The sequence below is a fragment of the Hyphococcus lacteus genome (assembly GCF_041058985.1).
Taxonomy (GTDB): Bacteria; Pseudomonadota; Alphaproteobacteria; order Caulobacterales; family Parvularculaceae; genus Hyphococcus; species Hyphococcus lacteus.
Map to the genome: position 1 here is coordinate 909,590 of NZ_JBEHZE010000001.1, position 15,049 is coordinate 924,638.

Genomic DNA, 15,049 nt, shown 5'->3' on the forward strand with positions numbered 1-15,049 from the left:
GATTTGTTCACTTATGCCCCAGAGTCTATAGTAGACACTGTAATTGTTGCGTATGGAAAGTGCCGCTCATGGGGACGGGACGCACTGAGTTTGAGCTGAAATTTGTCGGGGCTCCCGGCGATATTGCAAAGCTCCCAAATAGCGACTTCTTCCGAGCGGTGGCTCCGAAGGGTTCATGGGAAAAACTCAGTTCAACATATTACGATACATCCGATGGATCATTGGCTGACGCGGGGCTTAGTCTTCGGCTGCGTGAGGAAGGTGCCAAGCTCGTTCAGGCGGTCAAAGCGCGCGGCGACAATGCCGTGACTCGAGCAGAGTATGAGCGTGAGCTTGAATCTGACCGGGATTTTCCCAAGAAAACCGGCGACGCTAAAATTGACGAATTCATCAAAACGCATAGGTCCGCAATTGAACCAATCGCCCGCATCGCAGTTGACCGGTGGTCTGCGAATATCACCTTCAAAGGTACAGAGATCGAGCTAGCGGTTGATGTTGGCCGCGCTGAGAGTTGGGGCGAAGCTGGAAAACGTTTGACCTGCCCAATAGCAGAGGTTGAGTTGGAGCTTCTGGACGGAAGCCCGGCAGATGTTTTTGGCTTTGCGCGTTTGTTAATAGCGAACGCCAAGTTGCGAATGGGTGCGGGCACAAAGCTCGATACGGCAATGGCGCTTCGACGACCCGCCGCTGAGTTGCTCCCACCTCAAAAGATCTCAGTTACGCCGGATACGATTGCTGTCGACGCCCTAACCATGCTGCTCGACACGACTGGCACTCGGCTCGCGAGCCTTCAGCGCAACGTCGTTGAATACCGGTTGCCGGAAGGCATTCATCAGATGCGGGTGGCGCTTCGCCGTCTTCGGGCGGTTGAACGTGTCTATCGGCCTTATCTCAAATCCAAAAAAATAAAGAAACTGGCACAGCGCGCGAAATTCTATGCCGGCATTTTAGGGTCGGCCAGAGATTGGGACGTGCTTTTGGGAGAGACGATCCCTTCGACACAATCTAGCGACTATGCCCCCTCAGGTATCCGAGCCTTAAAGGCAAATGCAGAAGCGGAACGGGCCATTGCTTGGGGCGTTGTTATCGAGGCCATCGACCACCCCGATTTTACCGAATTCTTGTTGGGGGTCACCGAAGCCTGTGTCGTGACAAGCTGGAGCAACGCTTCCAGAAAACCTATGCGCCAACCAATCAAAACATTTGCCCCAGAGATATTGGATCATGCACTCGGCCGTGTTCTAGGTTTGTCGCAGACGCTTGACGGATCAGAAGCATTGTCAGCGCGTCACCCGATGCGGATTGCACTTAAGAAACTGAGATACCCCGTACAGTTATTTCGTTCTGCCTACCCTAAATCAGAGCGTAAAGACTATATGCGGGGCCTTTCTATGCTACAGGATGCATTCGGTACGATAAATGATGCGGTGGTCGCGCAATCGCTCGTGGATATCGCGGCAGCCAATGCGGGTGACGATGCAATCCGCGCAGCAGGGTTCATCGCAGGGTATAAGGCCGCTGAGGCGAAAATAGCGGCTCAACAAATAGATAAAGCATGGGCAGCTTTTTCGGAGCAGCGCCCATTCTGGCGGGAATAAAAGTGCTCAATATACGGATTATCCCTTGTCTTGATGTGAAAGATGGTCGGGTCGTCAAGGGTGTGAATTTTGTAGACTTGCGTGATGCGGGTGATCCGGCAGCTGCCGCCGAAGCCTATGACGCTGCCGGGGCGGACGAGTTGTGTTTTCTCGATATTTCCGCCAGCCACGAAGGCAGGGGCATTTTGCTGGATATGGTTAGCACGGTGGCTGAGCGTTGCTTTATGCCGCTTACCGTCGGTGGGGGGGTTGCATCGCTCAATGATTTCCGCGCTCTTTTATTGGCCGGGGCCGATAAAGTCGCGATCAATACTGCGGCGGTGAAGAATCCTGATTTGATCGACGCTGCTGCTGCTCGATTTGGAGCGCAATGTGTTGTGGTGGCGATCGACGCCAAACAAGTCGGTGAGGGCTGGGAGATATTTACCCATGGCGGTCGGAATGCCACGGGAATAGATGCTGTCACTTTTGCAAAAGATGTTGTTGACCGCGGTGCTGGCGAGATTTTGCTAACCTCCATGGACCGTGATGGCGTTAAAACGGGTTACGACATCGCGCTTATTCGCGCGATATCTGACGCAGTTGATGTGCCGGTGATCGCATCCGGCGGTGCCGGGGCCGTTGAGCACCTAGTTGAAGCAGCAAAGGATGGTCACGCTTCGGCAGTGTTGGCAGCGTCCATTTTCCATTTTGGCGAGGTCACCATTGACGAGGCGAAAACTGCGATGGTCCAAGCGGGGTTACCAATGCGCCGAACAACACTAGCATAAAGTGAATTGACATGACTCAGTATAAAGAACAATTAGGGACCACTCTTGACCGTTTGGCAGAAACAATAGACGTCCGTAAGGGGGCTGCGCCAGAGAGTTCCTATACGGCCTCTCTTCTTACGGGCGGCGCACAGAAATGCGCAAAGAAATTTGGTGAAGAGTCGTTTGAGTTTGCGTTAGCCGCAGTGACTGGTGATAAACAACATATCGCCGAGGAAGCTGCCGATGTTCTCTATCATTTCATGGTCCTCTTATCGGCATCAGGTGTTTCTACAGATAAGGTTAGCAAAATACTGGCGCACCGCGAGGGAATGTCAGGGCACGAAGAAAAATCATCGAGAACCTAATTCCTGAATAAAAAAAGCCCCGCATATGCGGGGCTTTTTGTTGTCGTTATGCTCGAAATTACCAACCGCAGGAGCGGCCTTCGTTTTGTTCCTGCAGGTAATCCATTAGCGGCGCAAAATATTCGACCATCGCTGATCCATCCATTTCACGTGTGCCGGTAAAGGCTTCAAGTGCTTCAGGCCAAGGTTTTGATTGACCCATTTCGAGCATTGCATTGAATTTTTCGCCAATAGCGTCTGAACCGTAAATCGAACAACGATGTAATGGTCCTTCCCACCCAGCCATTTCGCATGCAGCTTTGTGGAACTGGAATTGCAGGATATGAGCAATGAAGTAGCGAGTGTACGAAACATTGTTCGGAATGTGATATTTCCCACCCGGATCAAAATAGTCAGCCGAGCGTTCCACTGGTGGGCGGATGCCTTGGTATTCCTCACGTAAATCCCACCAACCCTGATTATAGGTTTCAGGTGTCAGTTGGCCTGAAAATACTTGCCAGCGCCATTTGTCCATCAATAATCCAAACGGTTCGAACGCTACTTTTTCGAGTGCTTGCGCCATCAACAGTCCGACATCCTTTGATGCGTCAGGCTCTTGTTCAATTAACCCAAGCTGTTTGAGATAATCTGGCGTAATTGACAATGCGATCATATCGCCAATGGCTTCGTGGAATCCGCCATTCGCACCACCCTGAAAAATCGGTGACTGCTCTTTATACGCACGTTGGTAATAATTGTGCCCGAGTTCGTGGTGGACGGTTTGGAAGTCATCCGAATTGACCTTGGTACACATCTTGATGCGAATATCGTCTTGCCCATCAAGATCCCATGCGGATGCGTGGCATGCGACTTCCCGATCGGCGGGCTTGGTGATTTGCGAGCGCTCCCAGAATGTTTCAGGGAGGGGAGCAAACCCGAGAGAGGAGAAGAATGCCTCACCGGTTTTTACCATTTTCGTGGCATCATAGCCATTGTTCTTGAGAAGTGCGGTTAGGTCATAGCCCGGGTCTGCATCGCCCGGCGCGACGAGATCATACACATTGCCCCAGCTTTGCGCCCACATGTTTCCGAGCAAGTCCGCGCGGATTGGTTGATCAAGGGGGACGACATCATCACCATATTGGTCGTTTAGCTTTGCGCGAACGTGGCAATGTAACTCGTCATAAAGTGGTTTTATCTGCCCCCAAAGGCGATCCGTTTCTTCGGCGAATTCCGCAGGCGGAAGGTCGTAGCGTGCCCGCCACATTGAACCGACATCATCAAACCCTAATTCGCGTGCGCCTTCATTGGCGATTGCGGCCATTGCCGCGTAATCTTCTTTCATTGTCGTGCCGGATGCATTTTCCGTAACCGGAATTTCACGCCACTTTACCCAAATATCCTGAAGTTTTTGTGGGTCGCGAATTGTGCCCATCATTTCTTCAAGATCCACGCGCGAGACTTGTTCGCCGTCAAGTTCGATTTTTCCGGTCGCGTAAGCAGACGCCATCCGCGTGTTAATTTCCGAAAGTTCTTTAGCTGCGCCTGGCCGTTCGGGTGCGGGCAAATTAAGGCCAAGTTTTATCAGCTCAATTTTACGTCGCATGTCGTCTGGTAGTTCCAGATCATTAAAACGCTTTGCTTGATTGGCGAACTTAACCCCGGCTTCAGTCCCCTCGGTTGAGACGCGTGTGTTCAACCAGTCCGTATCGTAATTGATATAGGTCGAATTTACCCATGCGATGCGTGCGGAATATTCACCGAACTCGCGATAAAACGTTTCAACTTCTTTGATGAATTCTTCGGCCTCAGCGACCGTTGGCGCGTCCTTGGTGGTTTGCGTTTCTGCGGGTGAAGCGTCTGAATTTGTGGTCTTTGTTGACGTGGTCTCCTGTTCAGCGCATGCGGCAAGCAAAGCCAAGGTGGAAACAGCAGCGAGCGTAGAAAATTTGTGCCGTAATTGACGGTTTATCATGAAGGCTCCCTCGATAAGTTGTTATGCGCAGCATAGCCGCGCATAGGAGCTGGCGCAAAGGACCGAATGGTTTTGTTTGTTAGACTTTTTCCGCAAGCTTTATTGCAGTGCGACATCCAATTTTGATGGCACCTGACAATAAGCGATAAAACGGTGCTTGATGCGCACCTTCATCTTCGGCTGTATGCTTATGGCCCAGTTCATCTTCGCGAAATTGCTTAACCGTGGCGGCAAGCTCCGGCTCTTTTTCGGCGAGTTCTTCGACCTGTTCGCCATAATGTTTCTCTATGACGTCTTCGACAGCCGCAGTACACGCCATGGCAGACTTTTCGCCCATGAGGGCCGTTACCGCACCGAGGCCAAATCCGGCGGCATTCCATATTGGTGCCAGCAAGGTTGGGCGAACTTTTCGATCGGCTAATAATTGGTCAAAGGTTGACAGGTGATGGGCTTCTCCGTCTTCCATTTCCTGAAGTAGCGCCGCCATCCGTGCTTTGTGCGGGAGTTTATCAAAAACTGCGCGCTGGCCGCGGTAAATGGCCACCGCCCCATATTCTCCGGCGTGATCAACCCGAAGCATATCGGCGAGGCGCTGTGCCTGAGGCCCTGGCTTTTGTGGATTGCTCATTTTTAAGCGCTCCGATGATTTCGTCGCGCAGCCTTGGTCTCCGCTAACGCAGCAAACAGCGTGAGTGCAAATAACCCCGCTGATGCAAGCAAGTTATACCCGGCCATTGAAATTCCGAAAAAGCGCCATTGCACATCTTCGCACGAAGGGCCGCTAGCCGGTTGATCGAGAGACGCGGCAAGATTGGTGACATCAATGTCTACGGCACCGCCAGAACAAATCGCCGGTCCGGGCCAGTAACCATATTCCACACCAGTATGATAAAAAGCGAGCCCCGCGCTTACAGCGTATACAAGGGCGGCTGCTCCGACGGCTGCGGCAGCGCCCATTTTTGATTTGAAAAGCCGTGCGAAAAGCAGCCCCACGAAAGCGACGGCCAGCCCAGTCCAGTGGGCTTCGCGCTGATCGAGACAAAGGATGCAAGGAATGAGGCCGCCAACCCGTTCAAACAGGTGCGCGCCAGCAAGCATTGATGCGCTTGCCACAAGGGCGATCCCAAGGGCGCGTTCAGTCAGTGAAAGGCGGTTCAATAAAGCGAGCATGAAATTCAATATAACCTTGAATTTCGTTACGCTATCTAAGGCGGATCGTCACACTGCCGGTTATGCGCCCATACCTAACCAAGCCTTAATTAATGAGATGGCTTCATGACCAAGAAAGAGCAGCAAAAATACCCATGCGAAGCCAAACAAAAGGCCAAGAATAACCAAAACCCCGTCGCGTTCGATCAAGCCGAGCGATGCAACAGCGACACCAATGCCGGGTGCCGTATTGGTCGACGGGAGAGGCGTTAAGATCGAAAGGATAGGTATCAGCATCAAGAAACCAACTATGCGCGAGCCAATATGGCTGGTCACGAACGGAAGTCGCGGTTTGGAAAAGCGTTCGATCCAGCCAATATATTTTTCGGCTTTTTCGAGTACCCCCTGAAATGCCGGTATCGAAAAACTACGTTGGTTAAGGGATTGCGGAAGCCACGGATGCCGCCCGCCCATTGCTAATTGCCCAGCCAGTGCGAGCATAGGCAGCGCGACAATCTGCGGCAGCAAATAAATAAATGGCAAACAACAGGGCAGCGCGAGCATCAACAGCAAAAAGCCAAAAGCGCGTTCGTCCAGCCGATCGACGACGTCACCCAATTTGGCCGTCTCTTCTTGCTCTTCGGTCACTGGTGGCACCGCGGCCGACAGTTTTAGCTCAGAAAGAATGTCGGTGAGAATCCGGGTTGCCCCACGCGGCTTTCTGTTAGGGATTCCGTCGGCACCGGCGGTCATGTGTCGTTCCTGCTGATTTCTTCGATCGAGGTGATGTAGGCCACTTTGCCCATCATACCTAGAGGGCGCAGATTGAAAATTCGTATCGCCGCTTGGGTAATTAAAATGGGATGAGTGCCGCAACACCGCTTGACCCGGCCATCGCGGTACCTAATATGCGCGCTTCATCGTCGACCGAGACAGAGGCCCCTCTGGCGGAACTGGTAGACGCGCTGGATTCAAAATCCAGTTCCTTCGGGAGTGCCGGTTCGATTCCGGCGGGGGGCACCACAATGCATGTGACAGCGCATGACTTTCAGTCAAAGAAAAAGCCCCCAAATTGGGGTAGGAGCTTTTTAACGGCGGAGTATTTTTGCGTTAAATCGGCGAAATACTCCAATCCCAAACAATGCAGACAAGAATAGTGGGAGTGCGGCGGGAATTGGAACGGCTGTAATTTCTACGCTGCCTGACGCAGTACCATTGAATGCACTCGCTTCAGTACCGGAAAACCCCCAATCGTTTCCAGCAAGATTAAATTGGAAAGGTGCCCCAGTTTTTGCGTCACCCTCAAATATCGTACGGGTGTTGCTATATTGGCCGTCTGCATCACTTCCGACACTTTGTTCGCAGCCACGGTCAAAAACAGGATTGAAAGCAGACAAGCAAAACCCAAATAGTGAAGAACCATTAAAGTATAAGTAGCCGTAATTTTCACTGAATAAACCAAGGGCGTCTTTTCCTAGCGAATTTAAACCCACGCCAAGGTCTGTAATCGAAAAGTCGATACTCTGAACAAGTGATAGTGTAGGGAGCGAACCGCAATTTAGGCTGCAGTGGTCATTGAAATTCACTTCTTCGTCGGCATCCCAAATAAATGAGCCGCTGCCTGAAATTGAAATCGCTTTACCATTCGAGAAGCCTTCACCGTCCAGCAATATCTGATAGGTCATGGGCTTGGCGTGAGCTGACGAGAGACAAAGCAAAACCGCAATTATGAAACTAGTAAAGACTCGCATGGACTTCCCCAATTATAAGTTCTTGTGACTTATACAAATATTTATCGGCCATAAAAGCAATAACGAGAGAAAATAGGTATTCTCAACCATCAGTTGACGGCAACTATCATAGACCACTCTATGGGTGCATAGAGTGCTATTTATTTCATCACGATGAAACACCGCGGTGTCTTTGGGTGGAAATACAATTTTGGATCCGCGCATTCCGGCGCATAACTTTCAGTCAAAGAAAAAGCCCCCAAATTGGGGGCTTTCTTTTTATTATGTGGCAAAGCATTAGCAGCGATTTTTACGACGGTCCTTTTTCGAGCATTTGTCGCCACCGTTGTTTTCAATAAAGTTGTTGGTGACTTTTGGCTCAAGCCCTTCACGAATGAAGATCGAAAGGCCGTCATTGCCGACAATGTCATTGTCTTCGATGACGCCGTTCACACCAAACGGAACAGCAACGCCGTCACCGTTGTTTTGGGCAATCTCGTTATATCGAACGAGTGATAGCTTTGCGTATTTGTCGAGGATGATACCTGAGCCTTTATTGTTTCGGATTTTGTTACCGATTAATTTGGCTGCGCCGTATCCAGATGATTTCACACCGCTGTCGAGATTGTCGAAAATTTCGTTACCCGCGATAACAACGTCTGCGCGGCTGCCGGACGCAATATCAACGCCGACTTTGTTTTGCAGAATTTTGTTATCAATAATGAAGCTTTGCGACAGCGAGTGCTGTTGAACCACAGAGACGCCTTCTGACCCGGCGCTGATGCGGTTCTTCTCTAACATGACGGTGCCGCCATTGATTTTAACGGCAGGGCGAACCCCAGAACCAAGAACGTCACTTTCTTTGAGGGTGAAAACGCCTTGGTCGATATCAATACACGCGGATGCCGCTGAATTGATCTTCGCTGCGAATTGCACATTTGCAACAACTGCGTGAGCTGTTCCGTCTTTTGGCGCGAATTTCAGACAAGACTCGTTCATGGGTGCAGAAATTTCAACACCAGAGCCAGGCCCGCGATCACCTTGGATGAATACTGATTTTTCGAGCGAAATCGATTCATTATAAGTCCCATGCATCACGTAAACGACGCCGCCTTCAGCGACATCCTTGATAGCATGGGAAATTGTTTTGTAAGGACCCGGACCATTGACGTCGACAATGATCTGCATAGGGCCTTTTTTCCGAGATTTTGATCCAGAATCCCCGCCAGAATGCGATTTTCCAGCACCAGGCTCGTTGATAGGGAAACCGCCAAGCGTACCGCCGGACTGTGCTCCAACCTGACCAAACGTCATGCCAATTGCTACGATTGCGACCGTCACGGATTTCGCCGATGTCAGGGCGAAATGGTTCATTTTTGTATGTCTCATCTCATCAACCCCCTACTGAACATCACGAGTATATTCAAAGCTTAGTCTGCGTAGCGCGTCATTGGCTGGCTTATAGCCCAACGCCGATGCGCGGGCTAAGTGATAGGCAGATTTACGCTCATCCGGCGTAATCTCGTTTAGACCCGTTGTGCCGTCGCGATAAACAACGCCGAGCGCATAATGTGCGATGGCAAGATTTTGTTCAGCCGCGGAGTCAAGCCATTTTGCTGCCAACTGACCGTCTTGCTCTACGCCAATACCGCGAACGAACATGATGCCATAGACATATTGCGACATTGGGTGGTTCGCTTTCGCAGCATCTGCAAAGAGTTCCACCGTCTGGCGCGGCGTTAATACGCCAGTGACCACTGCCTGCTTTTCGTCTTCGGACATGCTGTTGTCGCGGGCAACGGTTGAGTATTGGAACCGGCGGATCGCCGCGCGCGATGATGGTCCAAGTTTGTTGTCCACTGTACCCGCGCGCAGTCCAAGTGCGTTGAGCGCCCGCTGGATGAGTTCAACATCAATGTCTGAAACTGCCTCGAGAGCGTCAGCCATTCTAATTTCTTCAAGCTCTTTTTTAAGCCGTTCCAGCTCTTCTTGCTGACGCGTTTTTCCGGTGTGTTCCGGCGGTAATGGCGGCTGCCATTCTGCGGCTTTTTCAAGTGCGGTTTTGATTTCTTTTGGGTTCATCAACCGTTCAAGAACTTCGTAGGCGGCGCTCGCTTCGCCAACGCCACGCTCTTTAGCGAGCGTGTACATCTTAAGGGCTTTCGCGTTGTTTTTCGCGACACCTGCGCCTTTTTGATACATATCGCCGAGACGGTAAAGATCGTAAGCGCTGCCGGCTTCAAAGGTTTGCGCGACCAACCCTTCGGCTTTGTTCACATCACCAGAGCTCATTCGGAAACGAATTTCCGTTAGGCGCTGTTCCGCGAGGATCTGCGCATTTACTTCTTGAGCTGTTGGTTGTTGGTATGCGGAGAAATCATGATACGCCGCGAGTGTGTACCACATCAATGATTGAACATTGTCGACCGGTATAGCTTCTAGCGGTGCCGTTGCTGAATCTGCCGATTCAAGCGGCTTGCCTGAATAGACATCGCCCAGAATTTTTTTAGAGCGAATATCGCCGGCCACAGCAAACCGGCGCCAAGTATCTAGCGCCTGTGAATACTGACCGTTCTTATATGCCTCTAATCCGGCATCATAAGTGGCATGCGCCGGTGACATGGCTGCTATTGCCAAAACCGATGCCGCTGCCATGCCGCCCATTAGACGACGGGCCTTACCGGCCAGCATGATTGGATGTCTTTTCATATCCCCGCTTCCCCTCAACAGTCTCTCCGAACGCGTGTCACTTGACACGATCCATCCGAACCAGCGCACCGAAAGAAAAGAACCATCCCCCGATGTGCTCACCAACCCAGCCATTAAAGCACGGACCGGCGCGTGGCTCTACATTAACCTTACCATTGATCAAAGCAAAAGGGCACACGAAGGCGTTTTTAGGGCGCGCTATCAAAAATTTATGCGGCGGACCCCGAATTTATAAGGAATTGGGGCCGCGCGTGACCATAAAGACGCTAACCGGTCGATCTTTGGTCCCCTCATCGGTCAGCTGAACGACGGTGTGACCGGCCTCATGGCAAAAATGTGGAATATCGATTGCGGCCAGCGGATCGTCAGCACGAATTTTCAAACAATTTCCGGGGGATAGGTCCCTTAGGGCGGCTTCCATGCGGATAACCGGCATGGGGCAGCGATAGCCGGTAGCGTCTAATTCTGCTGGATTATCAACAGGTTGTGTCATTGTCGCCGCTCTAGCGTTGAGAGGACAGCTTCGCCTAGTGCCGTTGCCGGAGCTTCAAATGGTGCAGCAAAAACCGGAATTTCCGCGTGGAGTCGCGCCAATTCAGCGATCAAGCCATCTGGATGGGCAGTTTCGCGGGTCGGTTGTGACACAACAATCGCAGATACATTGATGTTTCTTCGTTCAAGAGATTCCAATGCGGTCAATGTGTGGCTTACAGCGCCCAAGTAATTTGCCGCCACGAGAATGACCGGAAGGTTGAGAGTAGCAATCAGATCGACCTGGAGCAGAGTATCGGTTGCCGGTGAAAGGACGCCGCCAGCCCCTTCGATCAAATGAAAGTCCGCTTTGGTTTCCAATCCGACCCGGCAAAATTCGATTAGGGCCTCATCGTCTATTTCGACACCGATTTGTCGTGCAGCGACATTTGGGGCCAGTGCTGGCGGGAGCGCGTGAAGGCAGGTTTTGGCCAAGGCCGGTTCGTTGATGTCTTCGCCCGCAGCGGTAAGCAATATTCCTGCGTCAGAATGCAGATACTCGTCAGGTGAAAACCCGCTCATTAGTGGTTTTAAGGCGTGTACAGATAAACTGCGTTTTCGAGCCGCCAATAAAGTTGCGGCGCTAACATAGGTTTTGCCAATTTCGGTGCCGATCGCGGTAACAAAAATATTTTGCATCATGTTGTTCTGGCTTCGTTGATACAGCCAACAAGGCGCTTGATGTCTTCTTGGCGATGGTTAGCCGAAAACGTAAAGCGTAACCTGGCCGTACCCGCAGCAACGGTCGGGGGCCTGATGGCTGTAACCAAAAAACCGTTCTCTTCGAGTGCCGCGGAGAACGCCATCGCTGCGTCAGCCTCGCCGATGATAAGCGGAACAATGGTGCTGGTGGGCGGGGGTAGGTTTAACATACGACAAAATAGTTTCGCGTTCTCCATTGCCTTGATGCCTAGTGTTTTTTCCTGTGCAATAATATCGAGTGAGGCGTTGATCGCGCCCAAAACAAAAGGTGGTAGGCCGGTCGTGTAGACAAAACTACGTGCACGGTTTTGTAAAAGTTGAATGAATTCATTCGGTCCGCAAACATAGCCACCATAGACCCCAGCGGCTTTTGAAAGTGTTCCCATCTGTATTGGTGCGGGGTTTTCTTGCGTAAAAACGCCGAGGCCGTGGGCATCGTCTGTCATTAGCCACGCGCCAAATTCGCCACACAGAACGGACAGCGCAGATAGTGGTGCGCTATCACCGTCCATAGAAAAAACTGTCTCTGTAATGACGAGTATGTTTCCGTTGGTGCGCACTTGCTCCAATATCGTGCGGGCGTGGTCTATATCATTGTGCCGAAAAATTTGAATGTCTGCACCAGATAGACGCGCCCCAGCGTGGATGCAGGAATGGACGAGGGCATCAAGAAGTATGACGTCGCCTTTCCTCGCGAGGGTGGGGATGGTGCCTACATTTGCAAGATAGCCTGAGCCAAATAACAGCGCCGCTTCTGTGCCTTTCATGGTGCTGAGTTTTGTTTCGATTTCTAAATTCAGCGGGTTATCCCCCGTCACCAAACGCGAGGCCCCCGAACCGGCACCATATTGTTTGGCGGCACTAATCCCCGCTTCGATCACGCGCGGATCTGTGCTCAGGCCTAAATAGTCATTGTCGCTAAATGAAATCAGGTCGCGGCCTGTCCGGAGGGCCTTACTTTGGCCGGATCGGGCGGTCGGGGTTAGGGTCCGCCGCAACCCTTTGGCAGCAAGTGCTTCCAGTTTTTCGGTTGCAAACGACGCAATCGATTTTGTGCGGCGGTGTTCAGCTGGATTGGCAGGGCGGTTGATTTGGGTCATGGCCGGTGTAGGTACTCCACAGATCGCTGTGACCGCAAGCGTTCATAGAAAGGTAAGTACGAATGAGTGAACCCACATGGCTTGTTGAAGGTCTTGACCACATTTGGTTGCCGTATTCGCAAATGAAAACGGCTCCACGCCCGGCAGCAGCGGTGAAGACCAATGGCGTCACCATTCATATGGGTGATGGTCGAACCTTGATCGACGGAGTTGCGAGTTGGTGGACGTCTGCTCATGGTTATAACCATCCCCATATTCTTGGCGCAGTTCGTGAGCAACTGTCTGTCATGCCCCATGTGATGCTCGGCGGGTTGGCACACGAACAGCCCTATCGGTTGGCGAGTCGCCTAGCGGCCATGACTCCGGGCGATCTAACGCGGGTATTCTTTACAGAGTCAGGCTCGGTCGCCGTGGAAGTCGCGATGAAAATTGCGATGCAATATTGGCGAAATAAAACCGGAGAGTCGCGGAACAAATTCGTCTCGTTCAAAGGTGGGTATCATGGCGATACATTCGCGACCATGGCGGTGTGCGACCCCGAGGAGGGAATGCATAGTTTGTTTGCTGGTGCGGTAGCATCGCAGCACGTAATTGATCTGCCTAAAGATGAAGAAGCGACGTCTGCTCTCGATCAATTATTGGCTGAGCACAAAGATATCGCTGCTATTCTTGTTGAGCCATTGCTGCAAGGTGCAGGGGGGATGCGAATTTATGAGCCGAGTACATTACGGCAGATGCGGAAAATTTGCAGCGCGCATGGTGTGTTGTTGATCTTTGACGAAATTTTCACTGGGTTTGGCCGCACCGGCGCAATGTTTGCGAGTGAAAAAGCCGGGGTGACGCCCGACATTATGACGTTGGGAAAGGCACTCACGGGTGGTGTCGCACCGCTTGCGGTCACTATTACCAGCGAAGAGGTTTATGCTGAATTTCATGATGATGATGCGACAAAAGCATTGATGCATGGCCCCACTTTTTGTGGTCATGCACTCGGGTGCGCGGCGGCCAACGCCTCGCTTGATCTTTTTGAAAACGAGCCGCGAATAGCGCAAGCGTTGGATATTGAAAACCAGTTGCGGACATCGCTGTCTCCGCTTGCCGATTTGTCGGGTGTTGAAGACGTACGTATTCTCGGGGCGATGGGCGCTGTTGAAATGGTGTCGGATTTTGATGTCGATAAGGCCCGTGCGGATTTTATCGACATGGGGCTTTTCGTTCGCCCGTTGGGTCGCGTGATCTATTTAACCCCGGCATTGACTATTGAAGCCAAAGATCTGCGGCGTTTGACCGATGGCGTCATAGAAATGGCGCGCCGTTTAAGCGCGCCATAATGAAAGTCGTCAAATTATTTTTTGAAATGATCGGTTACGTCTTTCATCGAGAATGGAAAGACGATCGTGTTGGTGCGATCACCGGCAATGTCCTGAAGCGAGTTCAAATAACGAAGCTCCATCGCGCCGGGTGAGGTGGCAAGAATGGTCGCCGCTTCCGATAGTTTCGCTGCTGCTTGTTGCTCGCCTTCAGCGAGGATGATTTTTGACCGTCGCTCGCGCTCGGCTTCGGCCTGACGCGCAATGGCGCGGATCATCGACGGGTCAACATCGACGTGCTTAATCTCAACATTGGAAACTTTGATCCCCCAGGCTTCTGTTTGGTGATCTAGAATTGATTGAATGTCTTTGTTGAGCTTGTCGCGTTCTTGCAGCATTTCGTCGAGGTCATGTTTACCCAGCACTGAACGCAACGTGGTCTGTGCGAGTTGGCTGGTCGCAGCCATATAATTCTCGACCTGAACAACGGCGCGGACAGAATCAACCACACGATAATAGATCACTGCATTGACTTTAACAGACACGTTGTCCTGAGAAATCACGTCTTGTGTTGGTACATCATGAACCAAGGTCCGCATATCGACTTTACGCATTTGCTGGATAATCGGTACCAAGATGATAAGGCCAGGGCCAGAGGCTTTGTTGCCAACACGACCAAGCGTAAAAATAACCCCTTTCTCATATTCTTTGAGAATTTTGATGATGTTTGTCGCGAGAAATAGTCCGATCACGATGAAGGGGAGAAGGTATCCAATACCGCCAAACATAGGCCGCTCCTTTATTTAATGCCGATACACGAGATCAATGTGCGTCAGGCGGGTTTCTTTTTTACCTGTAACTTAAGCCCATTTACGGACGCAACCGTGACAGCGTCACCGGGTATTAGGTCATCAGATGAACTCGCGCTCCAAAGCTCACCACCAGCGGAAACAAAACCTTTGCCATTTTCCCACTCGACAACTTCCGCATGTTGAACATTCATGGCATCGCCAAGCCGGAAGGGGGTCTTCCACCGCATAAAAAATAGGCCATAAATTTTTGCAAGGGCGACAATGGCAAAACCCGCAAGGAGGGCGATGCCAACGAATACCATCGGATTAGGGGGCACATGCAAGTTTTCCATGGCTG

Annotated in this window: 16 protein-coding genes and 1 tRNA gene; 5 read left to right on the forward strand and 12 right to left on the reverse strand. The window is 51.4% G+C overall.

Going from position 1 to position 15,049, the window contains the following annotated elements:
• Positions 1 to 68 precede the first annotated feature (68 nt).
• Genes ABFZ84_RS04390 through ABFZ84_RS04400 form a run of 3 tightly spaced genes read left to right on the forward strand, consistent with a single transcriptional unit; the run spans position 69 to position 2,715 of the window.
• Complete coding sequence (locus tag ABFZ84_RS04390) at positions 69 to 1,598, forward strand: CYTH and CHAD domain-containing protein (protein ID WP_369312713.1); 1,530 nt, start codon at positions 69 to 71, stop codon at positions 1,596 to 1,598.
• A 2-nt stretch (positions 1,599 to 1,600) separates the two neighbouring features.
• Positions 1,601 to 2,368, forward strand: coding sequence for an imidazole glycerol phosphate synthase subunit HisF (gene hisF / locus ABFZ84_RS04395; RefSeq protein WP_369314538.1), 768 nt, complete (start codon positions 1,601 to 1,603; stop codon positions 2,366 to 2,368).
• A gap of 11 nt (positions 2,369 to 2,379) precedes the next feature.
• Positions 2,380 to 2,715: a phosphoribosyl-ATP diphosphatase gene (locus ABFZ84_RS04400; protein WP_369312714.1), complete on the forward strand. Its 336-nt coding sequence runs from the start codon at positions 2,380 to 2,382 to the stop codon at positions 2,713 to 2,715.
• Positions 2,716 to 2,773: 58 nt separating this feature from the next.
• Here ABFZ84_RS04400 and ABFZ84_RS04405 read toward each other — a convergent pair whose 3' ends face one another.
• The 4 genes from ABFZ84_RS04405 to ABFZ84_RS04420 all read right to left on the reverse strand — a co-directional run bounded on the left by ABFZ84_RS04405 (position 2,774) and on the right by ABFZ84_RS04420 (position 6,571).
• The gene (locus ABFZ84_RS04405; RefSeq protein WP_369312715.1) at positions 2,774 to 4,669 is read right to left on the reverse strand and encodes a M2 family metallopeptidase; all 1,896 of its coding nucleotides are present in this window, start codon (positions 4,667 to 4,669) and stop codon (positions 2,774 to 2,776) included.
• A gap of 79 nt (positions 4,670 to 4,748) precedes the next feature.
• Complete coding sequence (locus ABFZ84_RS04410) at positions 4,749 to 5,297, reverse strand: demethoxyubiquinone hydroxylase family protein (RefSeq protein WP_369312716.1); 549 nt, start codon at positions 5,295 to 5,297, stop codon at positions 4,749 to 4,751.
• A 2-nt stretch (positions 5,298 to 5,299) separates the two neighbouring features.
• Positions 5,300 to 5,839, reverse strand: a complete 540-nt coding sequence (locus tag ABFZ84_RS04415) for a disulfide bond formation protein B (protein WP_369312717.1) — start codon at positions 5,837 to 5,839, stop codon at positions 5,300 to 5,302.
• Positions 5,840 to 5,899: 60 nt separating this feature from the next.
• Entirely contained in the window at positions 5,900 to 6,571 is a 672-nt protein-coding gene (locus ABFZ84_RS04420; RefSeq protein WP_369312718.1) for an exopolysaccharide biosynthesis protein, read from the reverse strand.
• 185 nt (positions 6,572 to 6,756) lie between these two features.
• Here ABFZ84_RS04420 and ABFZ84_RS04425 point away from each other — a divergent pair.
• Positions 6,757 to 6,841: transfer RNA gene (locus ABFZ84_RS04425), tRNA-Leu, on the forward strand.
• A gap of 65 nt (positions 6,842 to 6,906) precedes the next feature.
• Here ABFZ84_RS04425 and ABFZ84_RS04430 read toward each other — a convergent pair.
• From ABFZ84_RS04430 to ABFZ84_RS04455, 6 genes are all read right to left on the reverse strand, one after another.
• Positions 6,907 to 7,503, reverse strand: coding sequence for a VPLPA-CTERM sorting domain-containing protein (locus tag ABFZ84_RS04430; RefSeq protein ID WP_369312719.1), 597 nt, complete (start codon positions 7,501 to 7,503; stop codon positions 6,907 to 6,909).
• A 342-nt stretch (positions 7,504 to 7,845) separates the two neighbouring features.
• Positions 7,846 to 8,937 carry a right-handed parallel beta-helix repeat-containing protein gene (locus ABFZ84_RS04435; RefSeq protein ID WP_369312720.1) on the reverse strand — a complete coding sequence of 364 codons (1,092 nt, stop codon included), beginning with the start codon at positions 8,935 to 8,937 and terminating at the stop codon, positions 7,846 to 7,848.
• Positions 8,938 to 8,949: 12 nt separating this feature from the next.
• Entirely contained in the window at positions 8,950 to 10,257 is a 1,308-nt protein-coding gene (locus ABFZ84_RS04440) for a peptidoglycan-binding protein (RefSeq protein ID WP_369312721.1), read from the reverse strand.
• A gap of 229 nt (positions 10,258 to 10,486) precedes the next feature.
• A complete protein-coding gene (locus tag ABFZ84_RS04445) occupies positions 10,487 to 10,750 on the reverse strand; it encodes a sulfurtransferase TusA family protein (RefSeq protein ID WP_369312722.1) in 264 nt (87 codons plus the stop codon).
• On the reverse strand, positions 10,747 to 11,430 hold the full coding sequence (gene bioD, locus ABFZ84_RS04450; RefSeq protein WP_369312723.1) for a dethiobiotin synthase: 684 nt from the start codon (positions 11,428 to 11,430) through the stop codon (positions 10,747 to 10,749). The genes ABFZ84_RS04445 and bioD overlap by 4 nt, the downstream gene beginning before the upstream one ends.
• The gene (locus tag ABFZ84_RS04455; RefSeq protein WP_369312724.1) at positions 11,427 to 12,590 is read right to left on the reverse strand and encodes an aminotransferase class I/II-fold pyridoxal phosphate-dependent enzyme; all 1,164 of its coding nucleotides are present in this window, start codon (positions 12,588 to 12,590) and stop codon (positions 11,427 to 11,429) included. Before ABFZ84_RS04455 ends, bioD begins: the two co-directional genes overlap by 4 nt.
• 62 nt (positions 12,591 to 12,652) lie before the next feature.
• Here ABFZ84_RS04455 and ABFZ84_RS04460 point away from each other — a divergent pair, with 62 nt between their 5' ends.
• The gene (locus ABFZ84_RS04460) at positions 12,653 to 13,921 is read left to right on the forward strand and encodes an adenosylmethionine--8-amino-7-oxononanoate transaminase (RefSeq protein WP_369312725.1); all 1,269 of its coding nucleotides are present in this window, start codon (positions 12,653 to 12,655) and stop codon (positions 13,919 to 13,921) included.
• Positions 13,922 to 13,935: 14 nt separating this feature from the next.
• Here ABFZ84_RS04460 and ABFZ84_RS04465 read toward each other — a convergent pair whose 3' ends face one another.
• Both ABFZ84_RS04465 and ABFZ84_RS04470 read right to left on the reverse strand, forming a co-directional pair.
• The gene (locus tag ABFZ84_RS04465) at positions 13,936 to 14,688 is read right to left on the reverse strand and encodes a slipin family protein (RefSeq protein WP_369312726.1); all 753 of its coding nucleotides are present in this window, start codon (positions 14,686 to 14,688) and stop codon (positions 13,936 to 13,938) included.
• Between the two features lie 44 nt (positions 14,689 to 14,732).
• Positions 14,733 to 15,044: an NfeD family protein gene (locus ABFZ84_RS04470; RefSeq protein ID WP_369312727.1), complete on the reverse strand. Its 312-nt coding sequence runs from the start codon at positions 15,042 to 15,044 to the stop codon at positions 14,733 to 14,735.
• Positions 15,045 to 15,049: the final 5 nt, after the last annotated feature.

Bases quoted from the DNA above. Each gene is read 5' to 3' on its own strand.
- ABFZ84_RS04390 (WP_369312713.1), top strand. From the start codon at position 69: ATGGGGACGGGACGCACTGAGTTTGAGCTGAAATTTGTCGGGGCTCCC.
- ABFZ84_RS04400 (WP_369312714.1), top strand. From the start codon at position 2,380: ATGACTCAGTATAAAGAACAATTAGGGACCACTCTTGACCGTTTGGCA.
- ABFZ84_RS04405 (WP_369312715.1), bottom strand. From the start codon at position 4,669: ATGATAAACCGTCAATTACGGCACAAATTTTCTACGCTCGCTGCTGTT.
- ABFZ84_RS04410 (WP_369312716.1), bottom strand. From the start codon at position 5,297: ATGAGCAATCCACAAAAGCCAGGGCCTCAGGCACAGCGCCTCGCCGAT.
- ABFZ84_RS04415 (WP_369312717.1), bottom strand. From the start codon at position 5,839: ATGCTCGCTTTATTGAACCGCCTTTCACTGACTGAACGCGCCCTTGGG.
- ABFZ84_RS04420 (WP_369312718.1), bottom strand. From the start codon at position 6,571: ATGACCGCCGGTGCCGACGGAATCCCTAACAGAAAGCCGCGTGGGGCA.
- ABFZ84_RS04430 (WP_369312719.1), bottom strand. From the start codon at position 7,503: ATGACCTATCAGATATTGCTGGACGGTGAAGGCTTCTCGAATGGTAAA.
- ABFZ84_RS04435 (WP_369312720.1), bottom strand. From the start codon at position 8,937: ATGAGACATACAAAAATGAACCATTTCGCCCTGACATCGGCGAAATCC.
- ABFZ84_RS04440 (WP_369312721.1), bottom strand. From the start codon at position 10,257: ATGAAAAGACATCCAATCATGCTGGCCGGTAAGGCCCGTCGTCTAATG.
- ABFZ84_RS04445 (WP_369312722.1), bottom strand. From the start codon at position 10,750: ATGACACAACCTGTTGATAATCCAGCAGAATTAGACGCTACCGGCTAT.
- bioD (WP_369312723.1), bottom strand. From the start codon at position 11,430: ATGATGCAAAATATTTTTGTTACCGCGATCGGCACCGAAATTGGCAAA.
- ABFZ84_RS04455 (WP_369312724.1), bottom strand. From the start codon at position 12,590: ATGACCCAAATCAACCGCCCTGCCAATCCAGCTGAACACCGCCGCACA.
- ABFZ84_RS04460 (WP_369312725.1), top strand. From the start codon at position 12,653: ATGAGTGAACCCACATGGCTTGTTGAAGGTCTTGACCACATTTGGTTG.
- ABFZ84_RS04465 (WP_369312726.1), bottom strand. From the start codon at position 14,688: ATGTTTGGCGGTATTGGATACCTTCTCCCCTTCATCGTGATCGGACTA.
- ABFZ84_RS04470 (WP_369312727.1), bottom strand. From the start codon at position 15,044: ATGGAAAACTTGCATGTGCCCCCTAATCCGATGGTATTCGTTGGCATC.